This window comes from Streptomyces sp. NPDC048211 (assembly GCF_043202315.1).
Taxonomy (GTDB): domain Bacteria; phylum Actinomycetota; class Actinomycetes; order Streptomycetales; family Streptomycetaceae; genus Streptomyces.
In genome coordinates, this window is sequence record NZ_JBIDAD010000001.1 from 202,294 (window position 1) to 227,559 (window position 25,266).

Genomic DNA, 25,266 nt, shown 5'->3' on the forward strand with positions numbered 1-25,266 from the left:
CGACGCAACTGCTTACCGTTCCTTTACAGGGCCTAGACTCCCGTGCGTACAGATCGTCGGACGGGTTTCGAGGGAGCGAGGGGGCGGACGTGCCGGACGTGGCAGAACTGCCGGACGTGACGGACCTGCCGGACGTGACGGACCTGCCGGGACCGATCGTTCTCGCGTCGGACTACTTCCACAGCTACTCGGTGGTCGGACTGCTCGCGGTGATCGGCGTGCTGTTCGTCGCCGTCGCCTTCGGAGCCGGCCGGCTGCTGCGTCCCGTGGTGCCGACGCCGGAGAAGCTCCTCACCTACGAATGCGGCGTGGACCCCGTGGGGGAGGGCTGGGCACACACCCAGGTCCGCTACTACGTGTACGCCTTCCTGTATGTGATCTTCGCCGTCGACTCGATCTTCCTGTTCCCGTGGGCGACCGTCTTCGCCGCGCCCGGATACGGCGCGACGACGCTGGTGGAAATGTTCGTCTTCCTCGGTTTCCTGGCCGTGGGACTGCTCTACGCATGGAAGAAGGGCGTCCTCGAATGGACGTGACAGGCCAGTCGTCCTCCGGCCACCCGCACCCCGGACCGGAGGCGGACGCCGAACCCGTACCCACGTTCCTCCCGGAGCCGAAGCGCCTGGGCGTGCTGTCCCGGCTCGCGCCCGAGCCGATGAAGGTGGTCCTCAACTGGGGCCGCCGCTACAGCCTCTGGGTCTTCAACTTCGGACTCGCCTGCTGCGCCATCGAGTTCATCGCCGCCTCGATGGCACGCCACGACTTCATCCGGCTCGGTGTGATCCCCTTCGCGCCGGGCCCCCGCCAGGCCGACCTCATGATCGTCTCCGGCACGGTGACGGACAAGATGGCGCCCGCGGTGAAGCGGCTGTACGAGCAGATGCCCGAGCCCAAGTACGTCATCTCCTTCGGCGCCTGCTCCAACTGCGGCGGCCCGTACTGGGACTCGTACTCCGTGACGAAGGGCGTCGACCAGATCATCCCGGTCGACGTCTACGTGCCCGGCTGCCCGCCCCGGCCGGAAGCCCTCCTCCAGGGCATCCTCAAGCTCCAGGAGAAGATCGCGCGCGAGTCGCTCGGCGAGCGCTACGCGACGGGCGGCGGCCGGCCCTCCACCGCCGCGCTCCGCAGCGGACTGGTCTCCGCACCGCCGGCACCGGGTTCGTCGGGTGCGCGGGGTTCGTCGGATTCGCAGGAGTCGGCGAGTCCGTCGGGTTCTTCGGGTCAGCCGGGTCAGCCGGGTCAGCCGGATCCGTCCGGTCCGTCGGGGGAGGGGCGGAAGTGAGCGCCGCCGAGAGCACAGAGAGCACCGACAAGTACGACCGGCTGCCGGACGCCGTCACCGAGATCTTCGGCGAGGACGCCACAGCGGAGCAGGCGTACGAACTGCTGACCGTCGATGTGCCGGCCGCGTCCTGGATCGCCGCCCTCGAAACGGCGCGCGACGGGCTCGGCTGCACCTATTTCGACTGGCTGAGCGCCGTGGACGAACCCGGCACCGGCTTCCGCGTCTGCGCCCATGTCGCCGCGCTGCCGGCCGAGGGCGGGGGCGTCCGGCGGCTGCTGGTCCGTACGACGGTTCCGTACGAGGCGGCCGTGCTGCCCACCGCGATCGGCGTGTACGCCGGTGCCGCGTGGCACGAGCGCGAGACCCACGAGATGTTCGGCATCGGCTTCGACGGGCACCCGCACCTGGTGCCGCTGCTGCTGCCCGAGGGCTTCGAGGGCCACCCCCTGCGCAAGGACTTCGTCCTCGCGGCGCGCGTGGCGAAGGCATGGCCGGGCGCCAAGGAGCCGGGCGAGTCGGAACACGGCGGCCCGAAGCGCCGCACGATGCTGCCGCCCGGCGTTCCCGACCCGAACGAATGGGGCCCCCTGAAGGGCCAGCTCCCGCCGGCCCCCGCCCGCCCGGCGCGTGCGGCCAGGCCCGCGGGCGACCGCCCGGCCCGTCGCACCCGCAGCGCGAGCGACGCCACGCCTGCCACACCGGTAACTCCGGCCGCACCCGACACGGCTCAGGGCGCGGGTCCGGACACGGGCCCGGACGCGCCGTCGGCCTCGGCTGTGGAGCCGGCGCCCCGAACCGCGCCCCCGCGCCGCACCCGCAGCGCGTCACAGGGCTCGGCCAGCCAGCAGACAGCGGCGGGCACGGAGCCCGGGCCGGGTGCGGGTTCGGAGACTGGACCGAATTCGGGTCCGCGGTCCGTGCCGAGTGCGGGCACGAGTCCGGAGTCCGGGCCGGGTACGGAGTCCGGGCCGGGTACGGGCGGGGCGTCGGCTCCCGCTTCCCGTGCACCCTCGGCCCCGGCATCCGACGCACCGTGGCACGACGCCCGCCCGGCGTTCGACGAGCCGACCGCTGGGCCCGGCAGTTCCCGCGATTCCCGCGATTCCCGCGACTCCGGTGACACCGCTGATTCCGGCGAACCCACGCCCGAACCGGCCCCCACCGAGCCGGCTCCCGAACCACCCACTGAGCACACGCGCCAGACGCCCCAAGCGCCCCAAACGCCGCAGGCCCCTCCGTCCCCCCAGCCCCCTCCGTCCCCGCAGCCCCCCAACACCCCCGCCGGAGGCGACCCCGAGTGAACGACGTACTGGACGTCGCCCTACGCCTCGTCATCGTCTTCGCCGTGTTCATGGTCGTCCCCCTCGTCGTGGGTCAGGCCGAACACAAGGTGATGGCCCACATGCAGGGCCGCCTCGGGCCCATGTACGCCGGCGGCTTCCACGGCTGGGCCCAGCTCGTCGCGGACGGCGTGAAGTTCGCGCAGAAGGAAGACATCGTCCCGGCGGAGGCCGACCGCCGGGTCTTCCAGATCGCGCCCGCCGTCGCGCTGCTTCCGTACCTCCTCGTCCTGGTCGCGATCCCGATCGGCCCCAGTGAGGGCGCGGTCGGCCAGGTCGTCGACGCGGGCATCTTCTTCGTGCTCGCGGTGATGGGGGTCGGCGTGCTCGGCTCCCTCATGGCGGGCTGGGCATCCGCCAACAAGTTCTCGCTGCTCGGCGGCCTCCGTACCGCAGCGCAGCTGCTCGCGTACGAACTGCCGATGCTGCTCGCCGCCGCCTCCGTGGCGATGGCGGCCGGCACCGTCTCCCTCCCCGGCATCCTCAACGCCTTCGAGTGGTGGTGGCTGCCCTGGCAGATCGTCGGTGCCCTGGTCTTCTTCGTGGCCGGGCTCGCCGAACTCCAGCGCCCGCCCTTCGACATGCCGGTCGCGGACTCGGAGATCATCTTCGGCGCGTACACCGAGTACACCGGCCTCCGCTTCGCGCTCTTCCTGCTCGCCGAGTACGCGGGCATCGTCGTGCTGTGCGGACTCACCACCGTTCTCTTCCTCGGCGGCTGGCACGGCCCGCTGGGTGCCGACGGACTCGGCTGGGTCTGGACGCTCCTGAAGACCGGCATCCTCGCCTTCGTCGTCATCTGGCTGCGCGTGAGCTATCCGCGGCTGCGCGAGGACCAGCTCCAGAAGCTCGCCTGGACCACACTCATCCCGCTCGCTCTCGCGCAGATCGCGCTCACCGGCATCGTGAAGGTGGCGATCAACTAGTGCCCCCGATCCCCGGCTCAGGTCTGGCCAAGGGCCTCGCCGTCACCCTGCGGACAATGACGAAGAAGACCGTCACCGCCCAGTACCCGGACGTGCAGCCCGAACTTCCGCCCCGCTCCCGCGGCGTCATCGCGCTGTTCGAGGAGAACTGCACGGTCTGCATGCTCTGCGCACGCGAGTGCCCGGACTGGTGCATCTACATCGACTCTCACAAGGAGACGGTGCCCGCAGCGGTCCCGGGCGGCCGCGAGCGCAGCCGCAACGTGCTGGACCGGTTCGCGATCGACTTCTCCCTCTGCATGTACTGCGGCATCTGCATCGAGGTGTGCCCGTTCGACGCGCTCTTCTGGTCGCCGGAGTTCGAGTACGCGGAGACGGACATCCTCGAACTCACCCATGAGCGCGACAAACTGCGCGACTGGATGTGGACGGTTCCGGAGCCTCCGGCGCTCGACCCGTCCGCCGAGGAGCCGAAGGAGATCGCCGCAGCCCGCAAGACGGCGGACAAGCTCCGCGCCCAGCGCGAACAGGAAGCAGCGGCCGAGGCAGCCCCGCCTGCCGCACCGGCCCCGCCCGACCCCACGGATCAGGAGGGACCGGCGTGATCACCGCCACCGGCGCCGTCCTCGGAGCTACCCCCGGCGCCGCCTTCGGCGCCACTCCGGGCTCCGCCCTCGCCGCCGCCGCGAGCCACCCCGGCTTCCTCTCCCCGACCGGGGTCGAGATCGCCTTCGTTCTCGTCGGCATCGCCACCCTCGGCGCGGCCCTCGTCACCGTCACGACCAGACAACTGGTGCACGCCGCCCTCTGGCTGATCGTGGCGCTCGGCGGTCTCGCCGTCGAGTACCTCCTGCTCACCGCGGAGTTCATCGCCTGGGTGCAGGTACTGATCTACGTCGGTTCCGTCGTCGTCCTCCTCCTGTTCGGCCTGATGCTCACCCGGGCCCCCATCGGCCGCTCCCCGGACGCGGATTCGGAGAACCGCTGGGTCGCCCTCGCGGTCGCCGCAGCCGCGGCGGGGACCCTCGTCTGGGTCGTCGTGGACGCCTTCCGCACCACCTGGATCGATCTGGACGGTCCGGCGCAGGGGTCCACCGAGGCCACCGGCTCCTTCCTCTTCCGGCACTGGGTGCTGCCCTTCGAAGCGCTCTCCGTCCTGCTGCTCGCCGCCCTCGTCGGCGCGATCGTCCTGTCCCGCAAGGGCCGGGAGCAGGCGATCCCGGACAACGCGGCACGGAAGAGCACGAGCCGAGAGAACACGAGCCGAGAGGACCAGAGCTGATGCACCTCGCCTATCCCGCCGTGCTCGCCGCCCTCCTCTTCTGCACCGGGCTGTACGGAGTGCTCGCCCGCCGCAACGCGATCCTCGTCCTGATGTCCGTCGAGCTGATGCTCAACGCCGTCAACCTCAACCTCGTCGCCTTCGACGTCTGGCTCCGCGACGCCCTGCACTCCGGCCAGGCCCTCACCCTGTTCACCATCGCCATCGCGGCGGCGGAGATCGGCATCGGCCTGGCGATCGTCCTCGCCGTGTACCGCAACCGCGGCAGCTCCGACGTCGACCGCCTCCGCGACACCGCCGAGACCGACGAGGCCGAAGCACTCCCGGACGACCCGGACGACGAGAACGAAGCCGACGCCCCCGAAGACCAGGCCACTGCTCCGGCAGGGAAGGCAAAGAAGGCAGAGGCCACCGCGTGACCACCACGACGCTCGCCGTCCTCGTCCCCCTTCTCCCGTTCCTGGGTGCGGCGGCCGGCCTCCTCCTCGGCCGCACCGCACCGGGCTACGTCCGGCCGCTCGCCGTGCTGCCCTCCCTCGTGGCCCTCGTCGTCGCCGCGGTCGTCGCCGCACGCCAGGGCGGCGGGCCGGCCATCGACGCCGCGACGCAGCTCACCCCCACCGGTTCCGTCCCGATCGACCTCGCGCTGCACCTCGACGGCTTCGCCGTCCTCGTCGCCGTCCTGGTCGCCCTCGTCGCGAGCTGTGTGCAGATCTACTCGACGGCGTACCTGCGCGACGACCCCCGCTACCCCTCCTATGCCGCGCTCGTCTCCCTCTTCACCTCCGCGATGCTGCTCGTCGTCTACTCCGGCGACCTGATGGTGCTCCTGGTCGGCTGGGAGATCATGGGCATCTGCTCGTACTTCCTGGTGGGCCACTACTGGGAGACGCCCGAGGCCCGCGCCGCCTCCCTCAAGGCCTTCCTGGTCACCAAGCTCGGCGACGTCCCCTTCCTCATCGGCCTGTTCGCCCTCGCCGCCGACACCGGCACCTTCCGCATCACGGGCATCCTGGGTGCCGTCGCCCACGGCGGCCTCGACCACCCCACCCTGATCGCCCTGCTCCTCCTCGCCGGTGTCGCGGGCAAGTCCGCGCAGTTCCCGCTGCACACCTGGCTGCCCGACGCGATGGCCGGCCCCACCCCCGTCTCCGCGCTGATCCACGCGGCGACGATGGTCGCCGCCGGTATCTACTTCGTGGCCCGGCTCCTCCCCGTCTTCGCCGAATCCGGTGCCGCACTCGTCGTCCTCGCGGTCATGGCCGCCGTCACGATGATCGGCTCCGGGCTCGCCGCCCTCGCCCAGGACGACATCAAGCGCGTCCTCGCGTACTCGACCATCGGCCAGCTCGGCTACATGTCAGGCGCCCTGGCCGTCGGGGACCGCGGCGCCGCCGTCTTCCACCTCATCTCGCACGGCGCGTTCAAAGCCGTCCTCTTCCTCGCAGCGGGCGTCGTCATCCACGCCGCCGGCACCAACTCGCTGGCCGCCATGTCCCGCATGGGAGGCCTGGCCAAGCGCATTCCCGACGCCTACTGGACGATGACGGTCGCCCTCCTCGCGCTGGCCGCCATCCCGCCGTTCGCCGGCTTCTTCTCCAAGGAAGCCGTTCTCGTCGCCGCCGAGCACACCGCCCTCGGTGACCGGCACGTCGCCCCGGCCGCCGCCGGCTGGACCGTGCTCGTCGCCGGCCTCCTGGCCGCCGTGCTCACCGCCGCGTACGCCACCCGGCTGTGGCTCCTCGCCTTCCGCGGCCGTGGCGCCGAGGCCCCCGACCATGGCAGGCAGCCCGTCGCCATGACCTCGGTCCTGTGGGTCCTGGCCGTCCCCACCATGGCCTTCGGACTCACCGTGGGCGTGATCACCGACTGGTTCGACGGCCACAGCCTCACCCCCTCGCTGACGACCGCCGTGCTATCCACCGGCGTCGGACTCGTCGGCGGCCTCGTCACCTACGGGGCCTGGCGCCACACCACGGCGCTCGCCGCCCGCACCCCCATGGGTTCGGTCGTCGCCCACCCCGACGCGGAACCCGCCCTCGTCGAGATCGAGGCCATCGAGAGCCACACCGCCGCCTACGGAACCGCCGGTGACGCCCCCGACCCGGCCGACCCCGGCCGCCTGCTGCTCGGCCCGCTCCACCGCCACGCGGCCACCGGCTTCCACCTGGACGCCCTGTACGCGGCCCTGTTCGTCCGCCCCGTCCAGGCCGCGGCGAGCCTCGTCCGCTTCCTGGACCGCGAGGTCGTCGAGACCTACGTACGCGGCTCCGCCACCGGCGCACGCTGGCTCGGCACCGCCGTCCGCCGCGCGCAGACCGGCAACGTGCAGACCTACCTCAGCGCACTGCTCGCCGGTTCGCTGGTCCTGGCGGTCGCCGCCGTCGTCTTCGCCAACGTCAACGCCGGGTCGTGAGCCGTGATCGATATCAGCGCATCCGTGATGCAGTTCCTTCTGGCGTTCATCGTCGTCGCCCCGCTCCTGGGGGCCGTCGCGGCCCTGCTCCCGGCCCCGCCCGGGCTGAAGGGCAGGCACCCTGACCAGGCCGTGCTCCGCCACGGCGTGACCGTCACCGGCGTCATCCTCATCGCGGCGATCGTGCTGGCCCTGGGCTTCGACCACGACCATCCGTCGAAGATGCAGGCCACCACCGACATCAGCTGGATCCCGGCGCTCGACGTCCGCATCCATCTCGGCATCGACGGCATCTCGCTCCCCCTTCTCGTACTGACCGCGCTGCTGACCTTCCTCTGCGCGCTCTACAGCTACTTCAAAATGCCCGAAGGCCCCTCCCCGAAGGCCTTCGTCGCACTGATCCTCGTCCTGGAGTCCGGCACCCTCGCGACCTTCGCCGTCCTCGACCTGCTGTTGTTCTTCCTGGCGTTCGAGATGGTGCTCATCCCGATGTACTTCCTCATCGCCCGCTGGGGCGGTGCGCAGAAGCAGGCAGCCGCCTGGAAGTTCATCCTCTACACACTGCTCGGCTCGGTCGTCATGCTGCTGGGCCTGCTCCTCATCGGACTGAAGAGCGGCACCTTCGACATGGTGGCACTCGCCACTGACAACGGCCGCGGACTCACCTCGTCCGTGCAGGTCGTCGCCGTTCTCGCGATCGGCGTCGGACTCGCGGTGAAGACCCCGATGTGGCCGCTGCACAGCTGGCTCCCCGACGCCCACACCGCCGCCCCGACGGTCGGCTCGGTCCTCCTCGCCGGCGTCATGCTGAAGATGGGCACGTACGGATTCGTCCGGATCCTGCTCCCGATCGCCCCCGACGGCATGCACACCTTCGCGCCCTACCTCGCGGCCTTCGCGGTCGCCGGCATCATCTACGGCTCGCTCGCCTGCCTGGCGCTGGCCCGGCCCGGCGCCAAGGGCGACCTCAAGCGGCTGATCGCGTACTCCTCCGTCGGCCACATGGGCTTCGTCCTCCTCGGCATCGCGAGCATGACCCCCACCGGCGTCAACGGCGCGCTCTTCGCCAACATCGCCCACGGCCTCATCACCGGCCTGCTGTTCTTCCTGGTCGGCGCGGTCAAGGACCGGTACGGCACCGCCGACCTCGACACCCTCGCCGGAGCGACCGGCGCCGCCCTCTACGGCCGCGCGCCCCGCCTCGGCGGCCTTCTCGCGTTCGCCGCGGTCGCGTCCCTGGGCCTGCCCGGGCTCGCCGGATTCTGGGGCGAGATGCTCGCCCTGTTCGGAGCCTTCGACCCCGCCGCGGGACTGAGCCGCCCCGCCTTCCTCACCTTCATGTCCATCGCCGCGTTCGGCACCCTGCTCACCGCCGCGTACCTCCTCGTCGTGGTCCGCCGCGTCTGCATGGGCGCCAAGCGCGAGGAGCCGCACCCGATCGCCGACGTGCAGAGCTACGAATTCGCCGCCTGGACCCCCCTCGCGGCCCTCACCGTCCTCGCCGGCCTGTGGCCCGCCGTCCTCCTCGGCCTCACCGACCCGGCCGTGCAGAAGCTCCTCGCAGGAGGCAAGTCGTGATCGTGGCAGCCGAAAGCGCCACCGGCGCAGCAAGCCTCGTCCAGTCCGCGGCCGAGGGCGGCACCGGCCTCGTCCAGTCCGTCGACTGGCTCGCGATCGCGCCCCCGGTCACCGTCGCGGCCGTCGCCCTGGTCGTCCTGGTCGCCGACCTCTTCGTGCCCGCGGCCCGCAAGCCACTGCTCGGCTACGGAGCCGTCGCCGGACTCGTAGCCGCCCTCGCCCTCCTGATCCCCCTGCACGAGGGCGACCGGTCCACCTTCTGCCTCACCACCGGCACACACGCCTGCAGCTACACCGCCGACCACTTCACCCTGGTCATCCAGGCCCTCGTGCTCGGCGGCGCCCTGCTCACCGCGCTGCTCTCCATCGGCGACACCCGCAAGCTCCCGGCCGGCGAGTTCTGGTTCCTGCTGCTGTCCTCCGCCGCAGGCGCCGCACTCCTGCCCGCCTCCCGCGACCTCGCCACCCTCGTTGTCGCGCTCGAAGTCGCCTCGCTGCCCGCCTTCGCCCTCGTCGGCATCAAGCGCGGCGACCGGCGCTCCTCCGAAGCCGCGCTGAAGTTCTTCCTGTCCTCCGTCGTCGCGACCGCCGTGATGCTCCTCGGCGTCAGCTTCGTGTACGCGGCCACCGGCACCCTCCACCTCACGGAGATCGCCGCCCGCCTCGACGACGTCCCCGGACAGCTCTCCACGCTCGCCGAGGCGGGCGTCGCCCTCACCCTCGTCGGCTTCGCCTTCAAGACGGCGGCGGCACCCTTCCACTTCTGGGTGCCCGACACCTACGTCGGCGCCCCCCTGCCGATCGCCGCCTACCTCTCGGTCGTCGGCAAGGCAGTCGGCTTCTCCGGCCTCATCCTCGTGACCGTGGTCGCCTTCCCCTCGTACGCGGACGTCTGGGGCCCCGCCCTCGCCGTCCTCGCCGCCCTCACCATGACCGTCGGCAACGTCGCCGCGCTGCGCCAGAGCGCCACCCGCGCCCGCAGCGCCGTACGCCTGCTCGCCTGGTCGTCCGTCGCCCAGGCCGGCTACCTCCTGGTGCCGATCGCCGCGGCCGCGTACGCCGGGGACCGGCAGATCGGTTCCACCGTCGCGTACGCGCTGATGTACGCGGTCGTGAACCTCGGCGCGTTCGCGGTGGCCGCCCTGGTCGCCCGAACCCACCCGGGCAACCGCATCGCCGACTACCGAGGTCTGTACGCCACCCGCCCGCTCGCCGCCCTCGCCATGGGCTTCTTCCTGCTCTGCCTGGCCGGACTGCCGCCGGGCATCATCGGACTCTTCGCCAAGGTCACGGTCTTCTCCTCGGCCGTCGACGCCGGACTCGGCTGGCTCGCCGTCGTCATGGCCGTGAACGTCGTGATCGCGCTCTACTACTACCTCCGGTGGACCGCGGCCCTGTTCCGCGGCCCCGCCGAGGACGGCGTGGAGCAGCCCGTCACCCCCCGCCGCACCCCGGCCCCGCTCACCGCCGCGATCGTCCTCACCGCCGTCGCCGGCATCGCTCTGTCGGGTGCCCCGCAGACCGTCCTCAGATTCGCCGGCGTCAACCTGTTCTGACGGCGCCGCAGGACGAGCCCAAGATCGGTTTGCCCCCGACGGCCCGTACAGGGCAGGGTCATGCCCGCGCGCGGCGCAGACAGCCTTCACATCACAACAGAGGAGCCAGAAGCAGTGCTGAACGGGTTCAAGGACTTCATCCTGCGCGGAAACGTGATCTCGATGGCGATCGGCCTCGCCGTCGGAGCCGCGTTCACCGCGGTCGTCACCGGGTTCAGCAACGCGTTCATCGTGCCGCTGATCGGCATCATCACCCGCGGAACGGGCGACTTCAGCAAGGCGCACTTCAAGTTCGACGGTGTGACCTTCCCCTACGGCCTCTTCGTCAGCGCCGCGATCGCCTTCCTCATCACCGCCGCGGTCCTCTACTTCTGCGTCGTCGTGCCCATGGCCAAGGTCCAGGACCGCTTCACCGCCAAGAAGGACCAGGAGCAGGTCGACATCAAGGCCGCCCTGCGCGACTGCCCCCGCTGCTACACGGCCATCCCCGCCGTCGCCTCCCGCTGCGCCCACTGCACCAGTGACGTCGAGCCCGACCCCGAGGCCCTGGCGCTCGCGAAACTGCCCGTCCAGCGCTGACCCGCGGGCACGCCTCCACCCGTACGGCCTACGGCCCGCTCCGGCGCCCACACCCGGAGCGGACCGGGCCCCGCGGCAGTGAGCACAAGGGAACTAGCTCTCCTCGCCTGGCGTTGACCAGTACGGGAGGCTCCACTGGGGAGTGGAGCACCACCAAGCAAGGGTTCCCCTGCTGCACCACTTGGAGGGCGTACCGTGCACCGCCGGCACAACGGGCTGAGAACCGCCGTACTCCTCGGGGGCCTGTCCGCACTCATCATCGTCATCGGCAGCTTCTTCGGACGTACGGGCCTGATCGTCGCCCTCGTCGTAGCCGTCGGCACCAACGCCTACGCGTACTGGAACAGCGACAAGCTGGCGCTGCGCGCCATGCGCGCCCGCCCGGTGAGCGAGTTCGAGGCGCCCCAGCTCTACCGCATGGTCCGCGAGCTCTCCACCGCGGCCCGCCAGCCCATGCCGCGGCTCTACATCTCCCCGACGCAGGCACCCAACGCCTTCGCGACGGGCCGCAACCCGCGCAACGCCGCGGTGTGCTGCACCGACGGCATCCTCCAGATCCTGGACGAACGGGAACTGCGCGGCGTCCTCGGCCACGAGCTCAGCCATGTCTACAACCGCGACATCCTGATCTCGTCCGTCGCCGGAGCGCTCGCCTCCGTCGTCATGTTCCTGGTGAACTTCGCCTGGCTGATCCCGATCGGCCGCTCCAACGACGACGAGGGCCCCGGCATCCTCGGCATGCTGCTGATCATGATCCTGGGCCCGCTCGCCGCATCCGTGATCCAATTGGCCGTCAGCCGCTCCAGGGAGTACGAGGCGGACGCCTCGGGCGCCCAGCTGACCGGCGACCCGCTGGCCCTGGCCAGCGCCCTGCGGAAGCTGGACGCCGGCACCAAACAGCTCCCGCTGCCCCCCGAGCCCCGGATCGAGACCGCGAGCCACATGATGATCGCGAACCCGTTCCGCCCCGGACAGGGCATGTCCAAGATGTTCTCGACCCACCCGCCGATGGCGGAGCGCATCGCCCGACTAGAGCAGATGGCAGGTCATCGCCCGTGAAGACAATTCTGAACGTCATTTGGCTGGTCCTGTGCGGCTTCTGGATGTTCCTCGGCTACGTGCTCGCGGGACTCCTGCTGTGCATCACGATCATCGGCATCCCGTTCGGCCTCGCGGCCTTCCGGATCGGCCTCTACGCCCTCTGGCCCTTCGGCCACCGCGTCGTCGACCGCCGGGACGCGGGCGCGCCCTCCTGCGTGGGCAACGTGCTCTGGCTGGTCCTCGCGGGCTGGTGGCTGGCCCTCGGCCACATCACCACCGGAATCGCCCTGTGCCTCACGATCATCGGCATCCCGCTGGGCATCGCGAACTTCAAGCTGATCCCGGTCTCGCTGATGCCGTTCGGCAAGGAGATCGTCTCCACCGACGACGAGTTCGCCGGCTGGTGACGAACAGGGCGGTGGGCGGAGTCCGGCCCGTTCACACCCGGTGCTCCGCAACCGCCCGACCGGCTCGAACGTCTTGGATTCCAAGACCGAGTGACGGGTAGGTTCGCACGCATGACCATTATTGGCTGGATCATTCTTGGGCTTGTCGCCGGCGTCATCGCCAAGATTCTGCTGCCGGGCCGCGACCCCGGCGGCCTCGTGGGGACCACCCTCATCGGGATCGTCGGCGCCTTCCTGGGCGGCTGGATAGCGACGCGCTTCCTGGACCGCACGATCGACAACGAGGACTTCTTCGACCCGGCGACCTGGGTCTCGGCCATCGGTGGTTCGCTCGTCCTGCTGATCGGCTACCGGCTGCTGTTCGGGAACTCCCGCGAGCGCCGCTGACGCGCTTCCGACCCCGGGACGCCGAGTCCCGTCTCGCGCAGCGTCAGATTGAGCCGGCCACCGCTCATCCCCGTTCCGGGACCCGCCGTCCCGGGACGGATCCGGGGCACTCCGTGGAACGCGTAGCGCGACGGCCCGCCGAAGACGAACAGATCCCCGGAGGCCAACTCCACGTCCGTATAAGGCTGCCCCCGGCTTTCCGTGTTGCCGAAACGGAAGACGCAGGTGTCGCCGATGCTGAGCGACACGACAGGGGCACCGGACCGCTCCTCCTTGTCCTGGTGCATGCCCATCCGCGCGGCGTCGTCATAGAAATTGATCAGCGCGGCGTCGGGGGCGTACGTCCGTACCGGACTCTCCGGCCCGTACGCCTCCGCCACCGCCGCCCGCCCCAACTCCGCGAGCCACTCCGGGAACGGGGCGACCGGCGCGCCGTTCACGTCGTCCGCCGTGCGGGTGTACCGGTACGGCTGCCAGTGCCACCCCAGGCACACGGTCCGCACGGACATCACCCCACCGCCCGGCAGTGCCGTGTGCCGCAGCGGAACGGGCCCGCGCGCCCACTCCCGGCACGCAGCCACCAACTCCCGCTGCTGCTCCACGGACAGCCACTCGGGTACGTGTACGGCACCCGGTGCGACCACGGCCCGCGGCCGGGGGAAGAGCCCGGTCATCAGCTCGCCGCCAGGGCACCCTCGAGCCCCAGAAGCCGCTCCTTGCGCTCCAGGCCGCCCGCGTAGCCCCGCAGCGCCCCGTCCGCACCGATCACCCGGTGGCAGGGGCGCACGACGAGCAGCGGATTGCGCCCGATCGCCGTCCCCACGGCCCGTACGCCCGCCCCGGAGGCGCCGACCCGCTCGGCGATCTGCCCGTACGACACCGTCTCCCCGTACGGAACACCGTCCAGCGCGGCCCACACCCGGCGCTGGAAGTCCGTGCCCCGGCCGTCGGCGTACAGGACGTCGAACCGGGTCCGCCGCCCCTCGAAGTACTCGCGCAGCTGGGCGGCGATCCCGTCGAACGCCGAGGGATCGTGCCGCCAGCCCTCCTGGACGACCGCCGCGCCCTTCTGGCCCGGCAGGGAGAGCGAGACGAGCGCGATCCCCGCCGCGGTCCCGGCGGGTCCGGCAGTCTCCTCGCCGACCAGCAGCAGCTCACCCAGTGGGCTGTCGACCGTCGCGTACATGGTCATGACTCGTCCCTCTCCTCGTCCGTCGGCCAGCCGTAACACCGGCTGCCACGGACCAGTCTGCTTCGCCCGAACCGCCGGGACCGGCGGTATTCGGACATGCAGTCCGGGCCCGGAGCGGCACATTCCGCTCCGGGCCCGGGCCGTCGTGTCCTACCGGTAGTTCGCGAACTGGACGTCGAAGTCGAAGTCCTGGCCCTTCAGCAGCGCCTGGACGGCCTGCAGGTCGTCCCGGCTCTTCGAGCTGACCCGCAGCTCGTCGCCCTGGACCTGGGCCTTGACGCCCTTGGGGCCCTCGTCGCGGATGATCTTCGCGACCTTCTTGGCGTTCTCCTGGGAGATGCCTTCCTCGATCGTGCAGAACAGCTTGTACTCCTTGCCGGACAACTGCGGCTCGCCCGCGTCCAGCGACTTCAGCGAGATGCCGCGCTTGATCAGCTTGGACTGGAAGATGTCGAGGATCGCCTTGACCCGCTCCTCGCCGTTCGCCTCCATCAGGATCTTCTCGCCGGACCAGGAGATCGAGGCTCCGGTGCCCTTGAAGTCGTAACGCTGGGAGATCTCCTTGGCGGCCTGGTTGAGGGCGTTGTCGACCTCCTGCCGCTCGACCTTCGAGACGATGTCGAAACTGGAGTCGGCCATGACGTGTGGCTCCTTGTATCGGGGTGCTGGAAAGGAAGTGCTTACAGGGGCGGTCACGGCGCCCGCAGACGCCACGCCGCCACCAAAGCCTAGCCACCCGCGCCCGTCCCGGCCGCTGGTCAATCCAGTGGCGTAGCACCCCCGGGCATCAGGTATCGTTTACGTCGTTGCCACAGAGCACCGCCGCAAAGCGGGTCTCACGGCAGCATCCCTTGGCGGTGTGCCCGAGTGGCCAAAGGGAGCAGACTGTAAATCTGCCGGCTCAGCCTACCCAGGTTCGAACCCTGGCGCCGCCACTGGAAGTGAAGCCCCTTCCGACCTGCTGTTTAAGCTGGTCGGAAGGGGTTTTCTCGTGTGTGCGGCGACTCGGTGTCGAGGTAGCCGAAACGTCACCTTGTCTCACCTGATCCCGCCTCGATCCCAGGTCTGGTCCGATCAGGGCGCGTCCCCCAGTTGTCCCCCGGGGGGTGGGTCTTGCTCTCGGCTTGCCTGGTCCCCGCAGCGATGAGCCCATCCGGCCGTCAGCCCGCTGTTGCGCCTCCGCGTGGACCTGAGAAGGGGGCGGGTGCTGGTGTGGTCGGCCATGGGCGTGCGTTCCGTGGGGGTCCGTCCAGGACCTGAGCGGAGGAGAGGCGCATGTGTGATGTGGGTCACATGGGCGCTGGAGGGGTCAAGGCGTACCGACCGGTCAGGTGTGTCTCTGCGTGCCCCGGTTCTCCTGCACCCGGTCTCAGGAGTTGGCCGATCCGGCTCGGCGGGAGCCGGCAGAGCGCTCTGCAGGCTTGAGGGCGCCCGATGGGCCATCCGGGGAGCCGGGACACACGAGCGGAGGGTGGACCGCGTCGACCGCTGATGGCGCGGCGGAGGGGCGGTGTATCCGTCTCGGACCCCGGGGCTTTCTTCGGACGTATAGCGGGTTCAGCAGGACCGGCCGCGTGGTCGAGGTCGTTCCCCATCGGCCGAGCGCCGATCGGGTACTGCGCCGCAACGGCCGTCAGATGGCTATTGCGCACAGCGATGACCCGCATAGATGGTGCGGGTCATCGCCCCCTTTGTCTTCCTCATTCGGAGGTGCGGGCCGCGCGTTCATTGCCGAAGAGGTTCATCGAGTCGTGGATATTCTTCAGGTCCGCAGAAACCCCGCTCAGTTCCAGGACGACCGCTGCTGTCAAGTTGTCCCGCAGGAGCGGCTGTTGAATCTGCTCGATGAGTGCCAGTGAGCGTGCAGCTCGGACGTTCTTCTCGGCGTCGTCCCGCAGGTCTGCCAGAACCTGAAGCATCATCCGTCGTTCTTCCGCCCGATTCCGGAAGAAGAAGAAAGAAAGCGCCTGGGAGAAGGCGCCGGAGGCCGTCATGACGACAGCCAGCACCATGTCGTCCGAGCGGTAGACGCCGACCGCGATCCCGGCGGCGATGATGAGGTATCCGAGTAGTGCGGCTCCGATCGCTGCGAAGAAGCTGACATCAGCTCTTCGCCCCACCTTGTTGTAGTACGCCTCCAAGACGTCAGCGAGCGGGTCTTGCCGTGCCGTAGGCACCTCGACCGGAAGCGGGAGGGGAACCCCCTGCCCGAAGTCTTCACCTGGTTTCTCCGGGCCCGTCGCCGTATCGGCGTCTGGCGGAGGAGCTGTTCCGGCCTTGGCTTGTCGTGTTGCCTGAAAACTCTTCCAGGCGTCCCGGGCGGCCACACTCGCAGCTTGAGTTGCCACCGCCGCCAAGATTTCTACTCCTGCCAATGCCTCCCCCTATGCGCGTTGGTGCCGCCAGGCTAGCCGTTCATGCGACCTGAATGTGCGGTGTCCGCGGCAATCGACTGCTCGTCAGGAATCGTGCCAGACCGGATGTGCAGGGCTGCGGCTGAACAGGGTGGGCGTATCGGCACGCCGGGGGCGGGCAGATGGCTGGCCGAACACGGGGGCGTCCTGCGGTACAGCCAGGCGCTCACAGAAGGACGTGGGATACCCGCAGTTGTCACCCAAGCGAGGGGTGTGCCGCGTTTCCACAAAGCCGCATTCCGGCAGAACACCGGTGAGGGGCGCACCCTTTCGGTGCCGTGCGCCTCGTCAGGTCCTGCCGTGCGGTGACTCGAAGGGCCCCTTTGGCAAGTCGACCCAAGCGCACAGGCCACTTGCCACGTCGGCACCTCACCTCAGCCGTCGAACCAGACGACCAGGCGGACTCCCTCGTCGCCGTGCAGGTTCGCCAGCGTGCGCATGACCGACCGGACAGCGCCCCATTCGCTGTCGGGTACGGCGTCCTTCCGCCGCAGGCGGCCGATGCGGAAGAGCCGGTCGCCGTCCTGCCACTCGGTGTCTTCGGGATAGAGACTGCCCGCGCAGTAGAGCTGTCGGGGGTCGGTGAGGCCGGAGAGTTCGGCAAAGCGGGTGAGGCCGGAGTTCCGTCCGTGCATGTTCCAACTGCCGTCAGTGCTTCGGTGGTACTCGTGGACGCAGTTGTCGACCTCGTTCGCGACCTCGTCCCAGTCGACGGTTGTCAGTTCCGCCCAGGTGATCCAGGACTCGCCGTGCAGCTCGTCACTCCAGGGCTCGAAGGCGGTGAGAACTTCCTTGGACACGTCATGGGGGAGGCCGCGGTGATCGGCGAGTGGGCGGAATGAGGTGGTGTCGCGGACACCGAACAGGCATCCGAAGGCAACGTAGTCGCGTCCGTTGTAGAGGTGCGAGAGGTCGATGGCCTGGAACCACATGCGGTCGTCCTCGTCCAGCCAGCGATCCCAGCGGCACTCGATGAAGCCGTGAATGTCTGTCCCCATGCTCGGCATTGTTCTCAGCCGGCATGAGGACGGGCGACGTATTTTCCTGCACCTGGCCGGTCGAGCGCGCACTCTCCCCGGCCATGCTCTCCCAGGTGTGTACCCCGAGAGCACCCGCCGTAGAGAAGACTCGGATCAGACAGACGACGGGCACGACCGGGAAGGCCGCCGACCTTCGGAGGGGGTCTTCTCAGTTGCGCCGTGACGAGGGGCGTGACATGGAATCCGTACTGGTCAGCGCGTGTCTGCGGGGTGTGCCCTGCCGGTTCGACGGGCGCGGCAAGGCCTCCGCGGAGATGGCTGCGGCCCTCGGCGGGCGACGGCCGGTGGCCTTCTGCCCCGAGGTCGCCGCAGGGCTGCCCACGCCCCGCCGTCCCGCCGAGATCGTCGGCGGGGACGGCCACGACGTGCTGGACGGCCGGGCCCGCGTCGTGGACGACACCGGCCACGATGTGACCGAGGCGTTCGTGGACGGCGCCGGGCGAGCACTGAAGGCCGCGCGCGAGGCGGGCTGCACCGAGGCGCTGCTGATGGCCCGCAGTCCTTCCTGCGGGCGTGGCGCGGTCTATGACGGTACGTTCGCCGGCGAGCTGCGCGAGGGCGACGGGGTCACCGCCGCCCTGCTGGAACGGCACGGCATCACCGTCCGTCCCGCGAAGGGCGACTGACCTCCCCGCGACCTTGCCGCCCCGGCGCGGCCGGAGCAGTGAGCTCCCCGCGACCCCGCGACCCCGGAGCGGCCGGAGCGGTCAGTTACCCGCGATGTCCTTCACCGCGACCGACACCGGCACATTGCCCGAGATCAGTTCCAGCGTCAGCCCCGCCGTGGCCGGGGTGTCCAGCAGTTCGAGGAGCGCCGCCGCCACGTCGTCGCGCGGGACCGGGCCGCGTCCGGTCGACGCGGCGAGCAGGACCTGCCCGGTGCCCGCGTCGTTGGTCAGCATCCCGGGGCGCAGGATCGTCCAGTCGAGGGCCGAGCGGGAGCGCACGTCCGCGTCCGCCGCTCCCTTGGCCCGCAGGTAGACGTCGAACACCTCGTTGCCGGGGTGGTCCGGGTCGGCGCCCATGGACGAGACCACGACGTAACGCCGCACCCCCGCCCGCTGCGCGGCGTCGGCGAAGAGCACCGCGGCCCCCCGGTCCACGGTGTCCTTGCGGTCCGTACCGCTGTTGGGACCTGCCCCGGCGGCGAACACCGCGGCGTCGGCGCCGCGCAGCACCTCGGCGGTCTCCTCCACGGTGGCCGATTCCAGGTCCAGGACCACGGGTTCGGCCCCCACGGCCCGGAGATCCTCGCTCTGTTTCGGGTTGCGGATGATGCCCGCCGCCTCATCTCCGCGCGCAGCGAGCAGCCGCTCCAGCCGCAGCGCGATCTGACCATGTCCACCTGCGATGACAATGCGCATGGTGTCGACGGTACGCCGGAGCGGGCCGCCGCGCTCAAGGCCCGCCGCCGGTCCCGGAATCCGGTCTTCCCTGGCGCGGCAGTCCGAACGAGCCGTCGGCCTCCGAGTCGCAGTACTCGCGCACCGCGCTGGTCCGGGCGACCACCCTGCCGCGGTGCACCACGATCCGGCTGTACGCCAGCGAGAGCACGCCGGCCAGCTGTTCCCCGCGTACGGCGAGCAGCTCGGCGGGGAAGCCCGCCTCGACCCGCACCTCGGGCAGCCCCATGGCGCGCCTGGCCTCCGAGGAGACGGCCTCGTAGGCGTGTTCGGCCCGTAGCCCGCTCTGCGAGGCCAGCAGGAAGGCGGCCTCCAGCGGGTCGCCGCGTCCCACGGGGTTGGCGAGGTCGCGCAGGGCTCCGCTGCCCGCGGCGACCCGTACCCCGGCCGCGCGCAGCAGCCGTACCGGGGCGGTGTCCCGGTGCTCCGACCCGGAGCAGCCGCCCTGGGGGAGGCAGATCACCGTCACACCGGAGGCGGCGAGCTGGTCGGCGGCGCGGGCGGCGACGTCGCCGGGAAGCCGGGAGAGGCCGCCGCAGGGGCCGACGGAGACCCGGTGCCGCATTCCGCCGGCCATCGCCGCGAACCGGGCCAGCCAGGCGGCATCGTCACTGTCCGTGTGCAGGTCGACGGGGCAGCCGTGCTCGGCCGCGACCTCCAGGACGGCCTCCGCGTACCCCGTCGGGTCCGGATCCAGGTCGGGGCACCCGCCGACCCCGCAGGCCCCCATCTTCAGCGCGTCGCGGAGCATGGCCAGGTTGCCGGCGCCGGCGACGCCGGTGAGCAGCCGGGGGACGGCGACCGCGGTCAGATCGGCGAGCCCGCGAAGCGAGCGACGGGCCTGCAGGACGGCTTCGAGGGCGCCGAGACCTTGTATGTCGCCGATCCGCACATGCGAGCGCAGCGCGGTCGCGCCATGGCCGAGCTGCAGCAACGCGGCCTCGGTGGCGCGCCGCTGGACGTCGTCGGGGTGCTGTGAGGCGGGCCCGGGGGCATCGGCTCCGGCGCCGTCGGCGGTGAGCGCGGTGAGCGCGGTGTCGCTGTGGGCGTGCGGCTCGGCGGGGGCGGGAAGCAGCAGGTGGCCGCGGAGGTCCACGCGGGCGCCGGGTGCGACGAGGCTGCCGGCGGTGCCGACGGCCTCGATGCGGCTGCCGCCGAGCCGTACGTCCACGATGCGGCCGTCGGCGAGACGGGCTCCGCAGAGCGTCAGCGCGGAGCCCTCCGGGCTGCGGGTCGCGTCGGCCGCGTGGTCGTCCGGCTGCCGCGGCTGACTGTCGGGCATCGCGGCTCCTGGAAAGGGGACAAGGTCACACAGAGTGAGTCGAGCCTAGGGGGGCGCCCGGCCGGGTTCGAGGAGGAGCGAAATAGTCGTACCGGCGCGGCCCCGTGGTGCGCGGAGGACTCCGCTGTGATGCGCGGGGGACTCCGCCTCACGTGTGGGGCCAGGGGTGGACGAGTGGCTGATCAAGGGCCGGTCGAGGGGCTCGGAGCGGTGCGGGGCAAGGGCTCGGAGCGGTGCCGGCGAAGGGCTCGGGATGGGGCTTCGAAACGGATTTGGGCGATCGGCGACCGACCGTGTAATGTCTTCATCGCTCGCCCCAATAGCTCAGTCGGTAGAGCGTCTCCATGGTAAGGAGAAGGTCTGCGGTTCGATTCCGCATTGGGGCTCTGGTGATCGGGAAACCCCGCTTCGGCGGGGGGACTCAGTCATCAAAGCGGTGTAGCTCAGTCGGTAGAGCAAGCGGCTCATAATCGCTGTGTCACCGGTTCAAGTCCGGTCACCGCTACTAACAGTAGCCGATTGTGGGGTCGGTCCTCCGATCGGCTACTCTTTTTTTTGCGTTCATCCGTCCACCGTCCGTCCAAGGAGCACTCACGTGGCTGCCACCGACGTCCGCCCGAAGATCACGCTGGCCTGCGTGGAGTGCAAGGAGCGGAACTACATCACCAAGAAGAACCGGCGTAACAACCCGGACCGTCTTGAGATGAAGAAGCATTGCCCGCGCTGCAACTCGCACACTGCGCACCGCGAAACGCGCTGAATCAGGCTCGTACACGAGGCCGTCCCCATTGGGGGCGGCCTCGTGTCGTTGTACGGGGCTGTAGCTGTACTGCGGCCCCTTCGTCTTTCATCAGGAGGTTGCGAGCTCATGGCGCTCGACCAGTCCTTCGTGGGACGGACCTATCCGCCCACCCCGCCGTACGAGGTGGGCCGGGAGAAGATCCGAGAGTTCGCCGAGGCGGTGGGCGACGCCAATCCCGCGTACGTCGACCCCGAGGCGGCCAAGGCGCTCGGTCACAGCGATGTGATCGCGCCGCCGACCTTCGTGTTCTCGATCACCTTCAAGGCCGCCGGGCAGGTCGTGCAGGACCCCCAGCTGGGCCTGGACTACAGCCGGGTGGTGCACGGTGACCAGAAGTTCGTCTACGTGCGTCCGGTGCGGGCGGGGGACCGGCTGACGGTCACCTCGACGATCGAGGCGGTCAAGTCCATGGCGGGCAACGACATCCTGGACGTGCGTGGCGAGGTCCACGACGAGTCCGGTGAGCATGTCGTGACGGCGTGGACGAAGCTGGTGGCGCGCGCCGCCGAGGAGGCGTGATGACGGCGAAGGTGAGTTACGACTCGGTCGAGGTCGGTACGGAGCTGCCTCCGCAGTCCTTCCCGGTCACCCGGGCGGCGCTGGTGCAGTACGCGGGCGCCTCGGGCGACTTCAATCCGATCCACTGGAACGAGAAGTTCGCCCGCGAGGTCGGCCTCGACGATGTGATCGCCCACGGCATGTTCACCATGGCCGAAGCGATCCGCGTGGTCACGGACTGGGCCGGCGACCCGGCTTCGGTCGTCGAGTACGGGGTGCGTTTCACCAAGCCGGTCGTCGTACCCAACGATGACAAGGGTGCGCTGATCGAGGTCAGCGGCAAGGTGGCCGCACTGCTGGACGACAAGCGGGTGCGGGTCGACCTGACGGCGATGAGCGACGGCAAGAAGGTGCTGGGCCAGTCCCGCGCCGTGGTGCAGCTCGGCTGACGCCGCCGTGACGTGTTGTAAGGGGCGCGGTCCGTGGGACCGCGCCCCTTACGTATGCGTGGGGCGCGGTCCATGGAGGTCGCGCCTCTTACGTATGTGTGGGGCGCGATCCAAGAGGGTCGCGCTTCTCACGTATGCGCGGCGCCGACGGACCGGTTGACTAAGTTAGTGATTGAGTACTAACTTACTCGCATGGCAAGGATGAGTGCAGACGAGCGGCGCGAGAGCGTCATCCGTGCGGCGATCACCGAATTCGCCCGCGGCGGGTACAGCGCCACGTCCACCGAGTCGATCGCCAAGCGTGTGGGCGTCTCGCAGCCCTACCTGTTCCGCCTCTTCTCCAGCAAGCAGGCCATGTTCCTGGCCGCTACCGAGCGGAGCCTGGAGGACACCCGCAAGGTGTTCATGGACGCTGCCGAGGGGCTGGAGGGCGAGGCGGCGCTCCATGCCATGGCGACGGCCTACCAGCGCCTGATCCTCCATGACCCCGACAAGCTGCTGATGCAGATGCAGCTGTACGCGGCCGTGGCGGCGGCCGAGGCGGCAGGGGATCACGAGTTCGGCGAGTCGGCGAGGGCCGGATGGCTCCGGCTCTGGGGTGACGTGCACCTCGCGCTCGGGGCCGACGTCGACGAGACGACGACCTTCCTCGCGTACGGAATGCTCGCCAACACGCTGACCTCGCTCGGCTTTCCGGCCGGCCACCGTGTCTGGTCCGGGTTCTACTCCTCGGCCAGGCCGGACGCCTGAACGGCACCACCCGGGCTCGGCCCGGTTTTCTGTCCATGAAAGTTAGTCATCAATAACTAACCCTCAGGGGGAGCAGTGGACCAGCACACGAAGGGCCGCTCGGGAGCGGTCTGGGCCCTTGTCATCACCAGCGTGGCCGGCTTCATGGCGGCCCTCGACAACCTCGTCGTCACCACCGCACTGCCGTCCATCCGCGAGAGCCTCGGCGGGCGACCGGAAGAGCTCGTGTGGACGGTGAACGCGTACACCCTGACCTTCGCCGTGCTGCTGATGTTCGGCGCCTCCCTCGGAGACCGGTTCGGCCGGCGCCGGCTCTTCACCATCGGTCTCGCCGTCTTCACCGGCGCTTCCGCCGCGGCCGCGCTCTCGCCCGGCATCAACGAACTCATCGCCTTCCGCGCCGTCCAGGGCGTGGGTGCGGCGATCATGATGCCGCTGACGCTCACCCTCCTCACCGCCGCCGTCCCGGCCGCCCGCCGGGGCGCCGCACTGGGCATCTTCGGTGCCGCGACCGGACTGGCGGTGGCCAGCGGCCCGCTGATCGGCGGCAGTCTCACCGAGCACATGTCCTGGCAGTGGATCTTCTGGCTGAACGTCCCGATCGGCCTGGTCCTGCTGCCGCTCGCCCGGCTGCGCCTGACCGAGTCGTACGCCCCCGACCCCCGGCTCGACGTGCCCGGCACCCTCCTGGTCAGCGGCGGGCTCTTCGGGATCGTCTACGGCCTGGTCAACGCCAACGCCGACGGCTGGACCAGCCCCACCGTCCTGACCGCCCTGATCGCCGGTTCCGTCCTCATCGGCGGATTCGTCCGCCACGGCTTCCGCGCGAAGAACCCGATGCTGCCCATGCGCCTCTTCAAGGACCGGGCGTTCTTCGGGATCAACACGGCCAGCCTGCTGATGTTCTTCGGCATGTTCGGTTCGATCTTCCTGCTCAGCCAGTACTTCCAGGGAGTCCTGGGCTACTCGCCCACCGAGGCCGGTCTGCGGATGCTGCCCTGGACCGGGATGCCGATGCTGGTGGCGCCCGTCGCCGGCCTGCTCGCCGACCGGTTCGGCGGCCGCCCCGTGGTCGTGACGGGGCTCGCCCTCCAGGCCGTCGGTCTCGGACTGTTCGCCCTGACCCTCGCCTCCGACGCCTCCTACGTCTCGCAGCTGCCCGCAATGATCGTCGGCGGTGTCGGCATGGCCCTGTACTTCGCACCCGCCGCCAGCCTCGTGATGTCCAGCGTCCGCCCCGGCGAACAGGGCATCGCGTCCGGCGCCAACAACGCGCTCCGCGAGGTGGGCGGTGCCCTCGGGATCGCCGTGCTCGCCACGGTCTTCTCCTCGCAGGGCGGATACGGCTCCGCGCAGTCCTTCACGGACGGAACCGTTCCCGCGGTCTGGATCGGCGCCGGAGTCGTGGCCCTCGCCGCGCTGGTGGCCCTGCTGATTCCGCGCCGCCGCAGCACCCCGGCGCGGGAGTCCGCCCCGGCCGAGGCGCGGGTCCCCGTAGCCGCCTGAGAGCCCGGCACGCCCGTACGGTCCGCTGCCCCGCCCCGACGGCGGGGCAGCGGACCGTACTCTTGTCCCCGTGCAGGAACTCCACGACGCGCCCCTCGCCCCCCTGACCACCTTCCGGCTCGGCGGCCCCGCCACACGCCTCCTCACCGCGACGACCGACGCCGACGTGGTCGCAGCCGTGCGCGAGGCCGACGACAGCGGCACCCCGCTCCTGGTCATCGGCGGCGGCAGCAATCTGGTCATCGGCGACAAGGGCTTCGAAGGCACCGCCCTGCGCATCGCGACCAAGGGGTTCGTGCTGGACGGGGCGATGCTCGAACTGGCCGCCGGAGAGGTCTGGACGGACGCCGTCACCCGCAGCGTGGAGGCCGGTCTCGCCGGGCTGGAATGCCTGGCCGGTATCCCGGGCTCCGCAGGTGCGACGCCGATCCAGAACGTCGGGGCGTACGGACAGGAGGTGTCGTCCACCATCACGGAGGTCGTCGCCTACGACCGCCACACCCGGGAGACCGTCACCATCCCGAACTCCGAGTGCGCCTTCGCGTACCGGCACAGCCGCTTCAAGGCCGAACCCGACCGGTTCGTGGTGCTGCGTGTCCGGTTCGGGCTGGAAGAGGCGGGCGGTCTGTCCGCGCCCCTCAAGTACCCCGAGACGGCCCGCGCCATGGGCGTCGAGGAGGGGGAGCGCGTTCCCGCCGCGGCCGCCCGCGAAACCGTGCTCCGGCTCCGCGCCGGCAAGGGCATGGTGCTCGACCCCGAGGACCACGACACCTGGTCGGCAGGGTCCTTCTTCACCAACCCGATCCTCGGCCACGACGAGTTCGAGGCATTCCGCGCCCGGGTGGCGCAGCGCCTCGGGCCGGACGTGACGCCCCCCGCCTTCCCCGCGGGCGAGGGACTCACCAAGACCTCGGCGGCCTGGCTCATCGACCGGGCCGGATTCACCAAGGGATACGGCTCCGGCCCGGCCCGTATCTCCACCAAGCACACCCTCGCCCTCACCAACCGGGGCGCGGCCAGCACCGAGGACCTGCTGGCCCTGGCGCGCGAGGTCGTCGCCGGCGTCCACGAGACCTTCGGCGTCACGCTGGTCAACGAACCGGTGACCGTCGGCGTGAGCCTGTGACGGA

The 25,266-nt window shown here is 70.4% G+C and carries 28 protein-coding genes and 3 tRNA genes; 24 read left to right on the plus strand and 7 right to left on the minus strand.

Annotation, left to right across the window (positions count from 1 at the left end; genetic code table 11):
• Positions 1–134: 134 nt before the first annotated feature.
• From ACGFZA_RS00905 to ACGFZA_RS00970, 14 genes are all read left to right on the plus strand, one after another.
• Positions 135–536 carry an NADH-quinone oxidoreductase subunit A gene (locus ACGFZA_RS00905; RefSeq protein ID WP_393677582.1) on the plus strand — a complete coding sequence of 134 codons (402 nt, stop codon included), beginning with the start codon at positions 135–137 and terminating at the stop codon, positions 534–536.
• Entirely contained in the window at positions 527–1,285 is a 759-nt protein-coding gene (locus tag ACGFZA_RS00910; RefSeq protein ID WP_385274835.1) for an NADH-quinone oxidoreductase subunit B, read from the plus strand. Before ACGFZA_RS00905 ends, ACGFZA_RS00910 begins: the two co-directional genes overlap by 10 nt.
• A complete protein-coding gene (locus tag ACGFZA_RS00915) occupies positions 1,282–2,589 on the plus strand; it encodes an NADH-quinone oxidoreductase subunit C (RefSeq protein ID WP_393676305.1) in 1,308 nt (435 codons plus the stop codon). Before ACGFZA_RS00910 ends, ACGFZA_RS00915 begins: the two co-directional genes overlap by 4 nt.
• Positions 2,586–3,554 carry an NADH-quinone oxidoreductase subunit H gene (locus ACGFZA_RS00920; protein WP_385274831.1) on the plus strand — a complete coding sequence of 323 codons (969 nt, stop codon included), beginning with the start codon at positions 2,586–2,588 and terminating at the stop codon, positions 3,552–3,554. The genes ACGFZA_RS00915 and ACGFZA_RS00920 overlap by 4 nt, the downstream gene beginning before the upstream one ends.
• Positions 3,554–4,159 (plus strand): NuoI/complex I 23 kDa subunit family protein, encoded by a 606-nt coding sequence (locus ACGFZA_RS00925; RefSeq protein ID WP_385274829.1) that lies wholly within the window; start codon positions 3,554–3,556, stop codon positions 4,157–4,159. The genes ACGFZA_RS00920 and ACGFZA_RS00925 overlap by 1 nt, the downstream gene beginning before the upstream one ends.
• A gap of 119 nt (positions 4,160–4,278) precedes the next feature.
• Positions 4,279–4,836: an NADH-quinone oxidoreductase subunit J gene (locus ACGFZA_RS00930; RefSeq protein WP_393677584.1), complete on the plus strand. Its 558-nt coding sequence runs from the start codon at positions 4,279–4,281 to the stop codon at positions 4,834–4,836.
• Positions 4,836–5,255 (plus strand): NADH-quinone oxidoreductase subunit NuoK, encoded by a 420-nt coding sequence (gene nuoK / locus ACGFZA_RS00935; protein ID WP_385274826.1) that lies wholly within the window; start codon positions 4,836–4,838, stop codon positions 5,253–5,255. The genes ACGFZA_RS00930 and nuoK overlap by 1 nt, the downstream gene beginning before the upstream one ends.
• The gene (locus ACGFZA_RS00940) at positions 5,252–7,252 is read left to right on the plus strand and encodes an NADH-quinone oxidoreductase subunit L (RefSeq protein ID WP_393676308.1); all 2,001 of its coding nucleotides are present in this window, start codon (positions 5,252–5,254) and stop codon (positions 7,250–7,252) included. The genes nuoK and ACGFZA_RS00940 overlap by 4 nt, the downstream gene beginning before the upstream one ends.
• A gap of 3 nt (positions 7,253–7,255) precedes the next feature.
• Positions 7,256–8,830, plus strand: coding sequence for a NuoM family protein (locus ACGFZA_RS00945; protein ID WP_393676310.1), 1,575 nt, complete (start codon positions 7,256–7,258; stop codon positions 8,828–8,830).
• Entirely contained in the window at positions 8,827–10,386 is a 1,560-nt protein-coding gene (locus ACGFZA_RS00950) for an NADH-quinone oxidoreductase subunit N (protein WP_393676312.1), read from the plus strand. The genes ACGFZA_RS00945 and ACGFZA_RS00950 overlap by 4 nt, the downstream gene beginning before the upstream one ends.
• Positions 10,387–10,500: 114 nt before the next feature.
• Positions 10,501–10,965 carry a large conductance mechanosensitive channel protein MscL gene (mscL, locus tag ACGFZA_RS00955; protein WP_385274814.1) on the plus strand — a complete coding sequence of 155 codons (465 nt, stop codon included), beginning with the start codon at positions 10,501–10,503 and terminating at the stop codon, positions 10,963–10,965.
• A gap of 195 nt (positions 10,966–11,160) precedes the next feature.
• On the plus strand, positions 11,161–12,024 hold the full coding sequence (gene htpX, locus ACGFZA_RS00960) for a zinc metalloprotease HtpX (protein ID WP_385274811.1): 864 nt from the start codon (positions 11,161–11,163) through the stop codon (positions 12,022–12,024).
• The gene (locus ACGFZA_RS00965) at positions 12,021–12,413 is read left to right on the plus strand and encodes a YccF domain-containing protein (protein WP_326738076.1); all 393 of its coding nucleotides are present in this window, start codon (positions 12,021–12,023) and stop codon (positions 12,411–12,413) included. The genes htpX and ACGFZA_RS00965 overlap by 4 nt, the downstream gene beginning before the upstream one ends.
• A gap of 111 nt (positions 12,414–12,524) precedes the next feature.
• Positions 12,525–12,800, plus strand: a complete 276-nt coding sequence (locus ACGFZA_RS00970; RefSeq protein ID WP_148020198.1) for a GlsB/YeaQ/YmgE family stress response membrane protein — start codon at positions 12,525–12,527, stop codon at positions 12,798–12,800.
• Here ACGFZA_RS00970 and ACGFZA_RS00975 read toward each other — a convergent pair.
• The 3 genes from ACGFZA_RS00975 to ACGFZA_RS00985 all read right to left on the minus strand — a co-directional run bounded on the left by ACGFZA_RS00975 (position 12,761) and on the right by ACGFZA_RS00985 (position 14,631).
• A complete protein-coding gene (locus tag ACGFZA_RS00975) occupies positions 12,761–13,474 on the minus strand; it encodes an alpha-ketoglutarate-dependent dioxygenase AlkB family protein (protein ID WP_393676316.1) in 714 nt (237 codons plus the stop codon). The genes ACGFZA_RS00970 and ACGFZA_RS00975 overlap by 40 nt on opposite strands.
• Positions 13,474–13,992, minus strand: coding sequence for a methylated-DNA--[protein]-cysteine S-methyltransferase (locus tag ACGFZA_RS00980; protein WP_393676318.1), 519 nt, complete (start codon positions 13,990–13,992; stop codon positions 13,474–13,476). Before ACGFZA_RS00980 ends, ACGFZA_RS00975 begins: the two co-directional genes overlap by 1 nt.
• Before the next feature lie 150 nt (positions 13,993–14,142).
• Positions 14,143–14,631, minus strand: coding sequence for a YajQ family cyclic di-GMP-binding protein (locus ACGFZA_RS00985; RefSeq protein ID WP_352123418.1), 489 nt, complete (start codon positions 14,629–14,631; stop codon positions 14,143–14,145).
• Between the two features lie 214 nt (positions 14,632–14,845).
• On the opposite strand from ACGFZA_RS00985, the gene ACGFZA_RS00990 reads away from it, so the two are divergent.
• Positions 14,846–14,927: transfer RNA gene (locus tag ACGFZA_RS00990), tRNA-Tyr, on the plus strand.
• Positions 14,928–15,692: 765 nt separating this feature from the next.
• Here the strand turns inward: ACGFZA_RS00990 and ACGFZA_RS00995 are convergent.
• The gene (locus ACGFZA_RS00995; RefSeq protein WP_385274800.1) at positions 15,693–16,319 is read right to left on the minus strand and encodes a hypothetical protein; all 627 of its coding nucleotides are present in this window, start codon (positions 16,317–16,319) and stop codon (positions 15,693–15,695) included.
• A gap of 461 nt (positions 16,320–16,780) precedes the next feature.
• Positions 16,781–17,404 (minus strand): hypothetical protein, encoded by a 624-nt coding sequence (locus ACGFZA_RS01000; RefSeq protein ID WP_393676321.1) that lies wholly within the window; start codon positions 17,402–17,404, stop codon positions 16,781–16,783.
• A gap of 218 nt (positions 17,405–17,622) precedes the next feature.
• Between ACGFZA_RS01000 and ACGFZA_RS01005 the strand changes: the two genes are divergently transcribed.
• The gene (locus ACGFZA_RS01005; protein WP_385274794.1) at positions 17,623–18,072 is read left to right on the plus strand and encodes a DUF523 domain-containing protein; all 450 of its coding nucleotides are present in this window, start codon (positions 17,623–17,625) and stop codon (positions 18,070–18,072) included.
• A gap of 81 nt (positions 18,073–18,153) precedes the next feature.
• Here the strand turns inward: ACGFZA_RS01005 and ACGFZA_RS01010 are convergent, their stop codons facing one another.
• Complete coding sequence (locus ACGFZA_RS01010; protein ID WP_385274791.1) at positions 18,154–18,810, minus strand: SDR family oxidoreductase; 657 nt, start codon at positions 18,808–18,810, stop codon at positions 18,154–18,156.
• A 34-nt stretch (positions 18,811–18,844) separates the two neighbouring features.
• Positions 18,845–20,131 carry an amidohydrolase family protein gene (locus ACGFZA_RS01015; protein ID WP_393676323.1) on the minus strand — a complete coding sequence of 429 codons (1,287 nt, stop codon included), beginning with the start codon at positions 20,129–20,131 and terminating at the stop codon, positions 18,845–18,847.
• Positions 20,132–20,444: 313 nt separating this feature from the next.
• Here ACGFZA_RS01015 and ACGFZA_RS01020 point away from each other — a divergent pair.
• The 8 genes from ACGFZA_RS01020 (at position 20,445) to ACGFZA_RS01055 (ending at position 25,262) form a co-directional block, all read left to right on the plus strand.
• A tRNA-Thr gene (locus ACGFZA_RS01020) sits at positions 20,445–20,517 on the plus strand.
• A gap of 46 nt (positions 20,518–20,563) precedes the next feature.
• Positions 20,564–20,636, plus strand: a tRNA-Met gene (locus tag ACGFZA_RS01025).
• A 90-nt stretch (positions 20,637–20,726) separates the two neighbouring features.
• Entirely contained in the window at positions 20,727–20,891 is a 165-nt protein-coding gene (gene rpmG, locus ACGFZA_RS01030; RefSeq protein WP_003956487.1) for a 50S ribosomal protein L33, read from the plus strand.
• A 108-nt stretch (positions 20,892–20,999) separates the two neighbouring features.
• The gene (locus ACGFZA_RS01035) at positions 21,000–21,452 is read left to right on the plus strand and encodes a MaoC family dehydratase N-terminal domain-containing protein (RefSeq protein WP_385274785.1); all 453 of its coding nucleotides are present in this window, start codon (positions 21,000–21,002) and stop codon (positions 21,450–21,452) included.
• Positions 21,452–21,880, plus strand: a complete 429-nt coding sequence (locus tag ACGFZA_RS01040) for a MaoC family dehydratase (RefSeq protein ID WP_393676326.1) — start codon at positions 21,452–21,454, stop codon at positions 21,878–21,880. The genes ACGFZA_RS01035 and ACGFZA_RS01040 overlap by 1 nt, the downstream gene beginning before the upstream one ends.
• Before the next feature lie 201 nt (positions 21,881–22,081).
• The gene (locus ACGFZA_RS01045; protein ID WP_393677586.1) at positions 22,082–22,630 is read left to right on the plus strand and encodes a TetR/AcrR family transcriptional regulator; all 549 of its coding nucleotides are present in this window, start codon (positions 22,082–22,084) and stop codon (positions 22,628–22,630) included.
• 75 nt (positions 22,631–22,705) lie between these two features.
• Positions 22,706–24,136: an MFS transporter gene (locus ACGFZA_RS01050; RefSeq protein WP_385274779.1), complete on the plus strand. Its 1,431-nt coding sequence runs from the start codon at positions 22,706–22,708 to the stop codon at positions 24,134–24,136.
• Positions 24,137–24,206: 70 nt separating this feature from the next.
• Positions 24,207–25,262, plus strand: a complete 1,056-nt coding sequence (locus tag ACGFZA_RS01055) for a UDP-N-acetylmuramate dehydrogenase (protein ID WP_385274776.1) — start codon at positions 24,207–24,209, stop codon at positions 25,260–25,262.
• Positions 25,263–25,266: the final 4 nt, after the last annotated feature.

Bases quoted from the DNA above. Each gene is read 5' to 3' on its own strand.
- ACGFZA_RS00910 (WP_385274835.1), top strand. From the start codon at position 527: ATGGACGTGACAGGCCAGTCGTCCTCCGGCCACCCGCACCCCGGACCG.
- nuoK (WP_385274826.1), top strand. From the start codon at position 4,836: ATGCACCTCGCCTATCCCGCCGTGCTCGCCGCCCTCCTCTTCTGCACC.
- ACGFZA_RS00970 (WP_148020198.1), top strand. From the start codon at position 12,525: ATGACCATTATTGGCTGGATCATTCTTGGGCTTGTCGCCGGCGTCATC.
- ACGFZA_RS00975 (WP_393676316.1), bottom strand. From the start codon at position 13,474: ATGACCGGGCTCTTCCCCCGGCCGCGGGCCGTGGTCGCACCGGGTGCC.
- ACGFZA_RS00980 (WP_393676318.1), bottom strand. From the start codon at position 13,992: ATGACCATGTACGCGACGGTCGACAGCCCACTGGGTGAGCTGCTGCTG.
- ACGFZA_RS00985 (WP_352123418.1), bottom strand. From the start codon at position 14,631: ATGGCCGACTCCAGTTTCGACATCGTCTCGAAGGTCGAGCGGCAGGAG.
- ACGFZA_RS01000 (WP_393676321.1), bottom strand. From the start codon at position 17,404: ATGGGGACAGACATTCACGGCTTCATCGAGTGCCGCTGGGATCGCTGG.
- ACGFZA_RS01005 (WP_385274794.1), top strand. From the start codon at position 17,623: ATGGAATCCGTACTGGTCAGCGCGTGTCTGCGGGGTGTGCCCTGCCGG.
- ACGFZA_RS01010 (WP_385274791.1), bottom strand. From the start codon at position 18,810: ATGCGCATTGTCATCGCAGGTGGACATGGTCAGATCGCGCTGCGGCTG.
- ACGFZA_RS01015 (WP_393676323.1), bottom strand. From the start codon at position 20,131: ATGCCCGACAGTCAGCCGCGGCAGCCGGACGACCACGCGGCCGACGCG.
- ACGFZA_RS01035 (WP_385274785.1), top strand. From the start codon at position 21,000: ATGGCGCTCGACCAGTCCTTCGTGGGACGGACCTATCCGCCCACCCCG.
- ACGFZA_RS01040 (WP_393676326.1), top strand. From the start codon at position 21,452: ATGACGGCGAAGGTGAGTTACGACTCGGTCGAGGTCGGTACGGAGCTG.
- ACGFZA_RS01045 (WP_393677586.1), top strand. From the start codon at position 22,082: ATGAGTGCAGACGAGCGGCGCGAGAGCGTCATCCGTGCGGCGATCACC.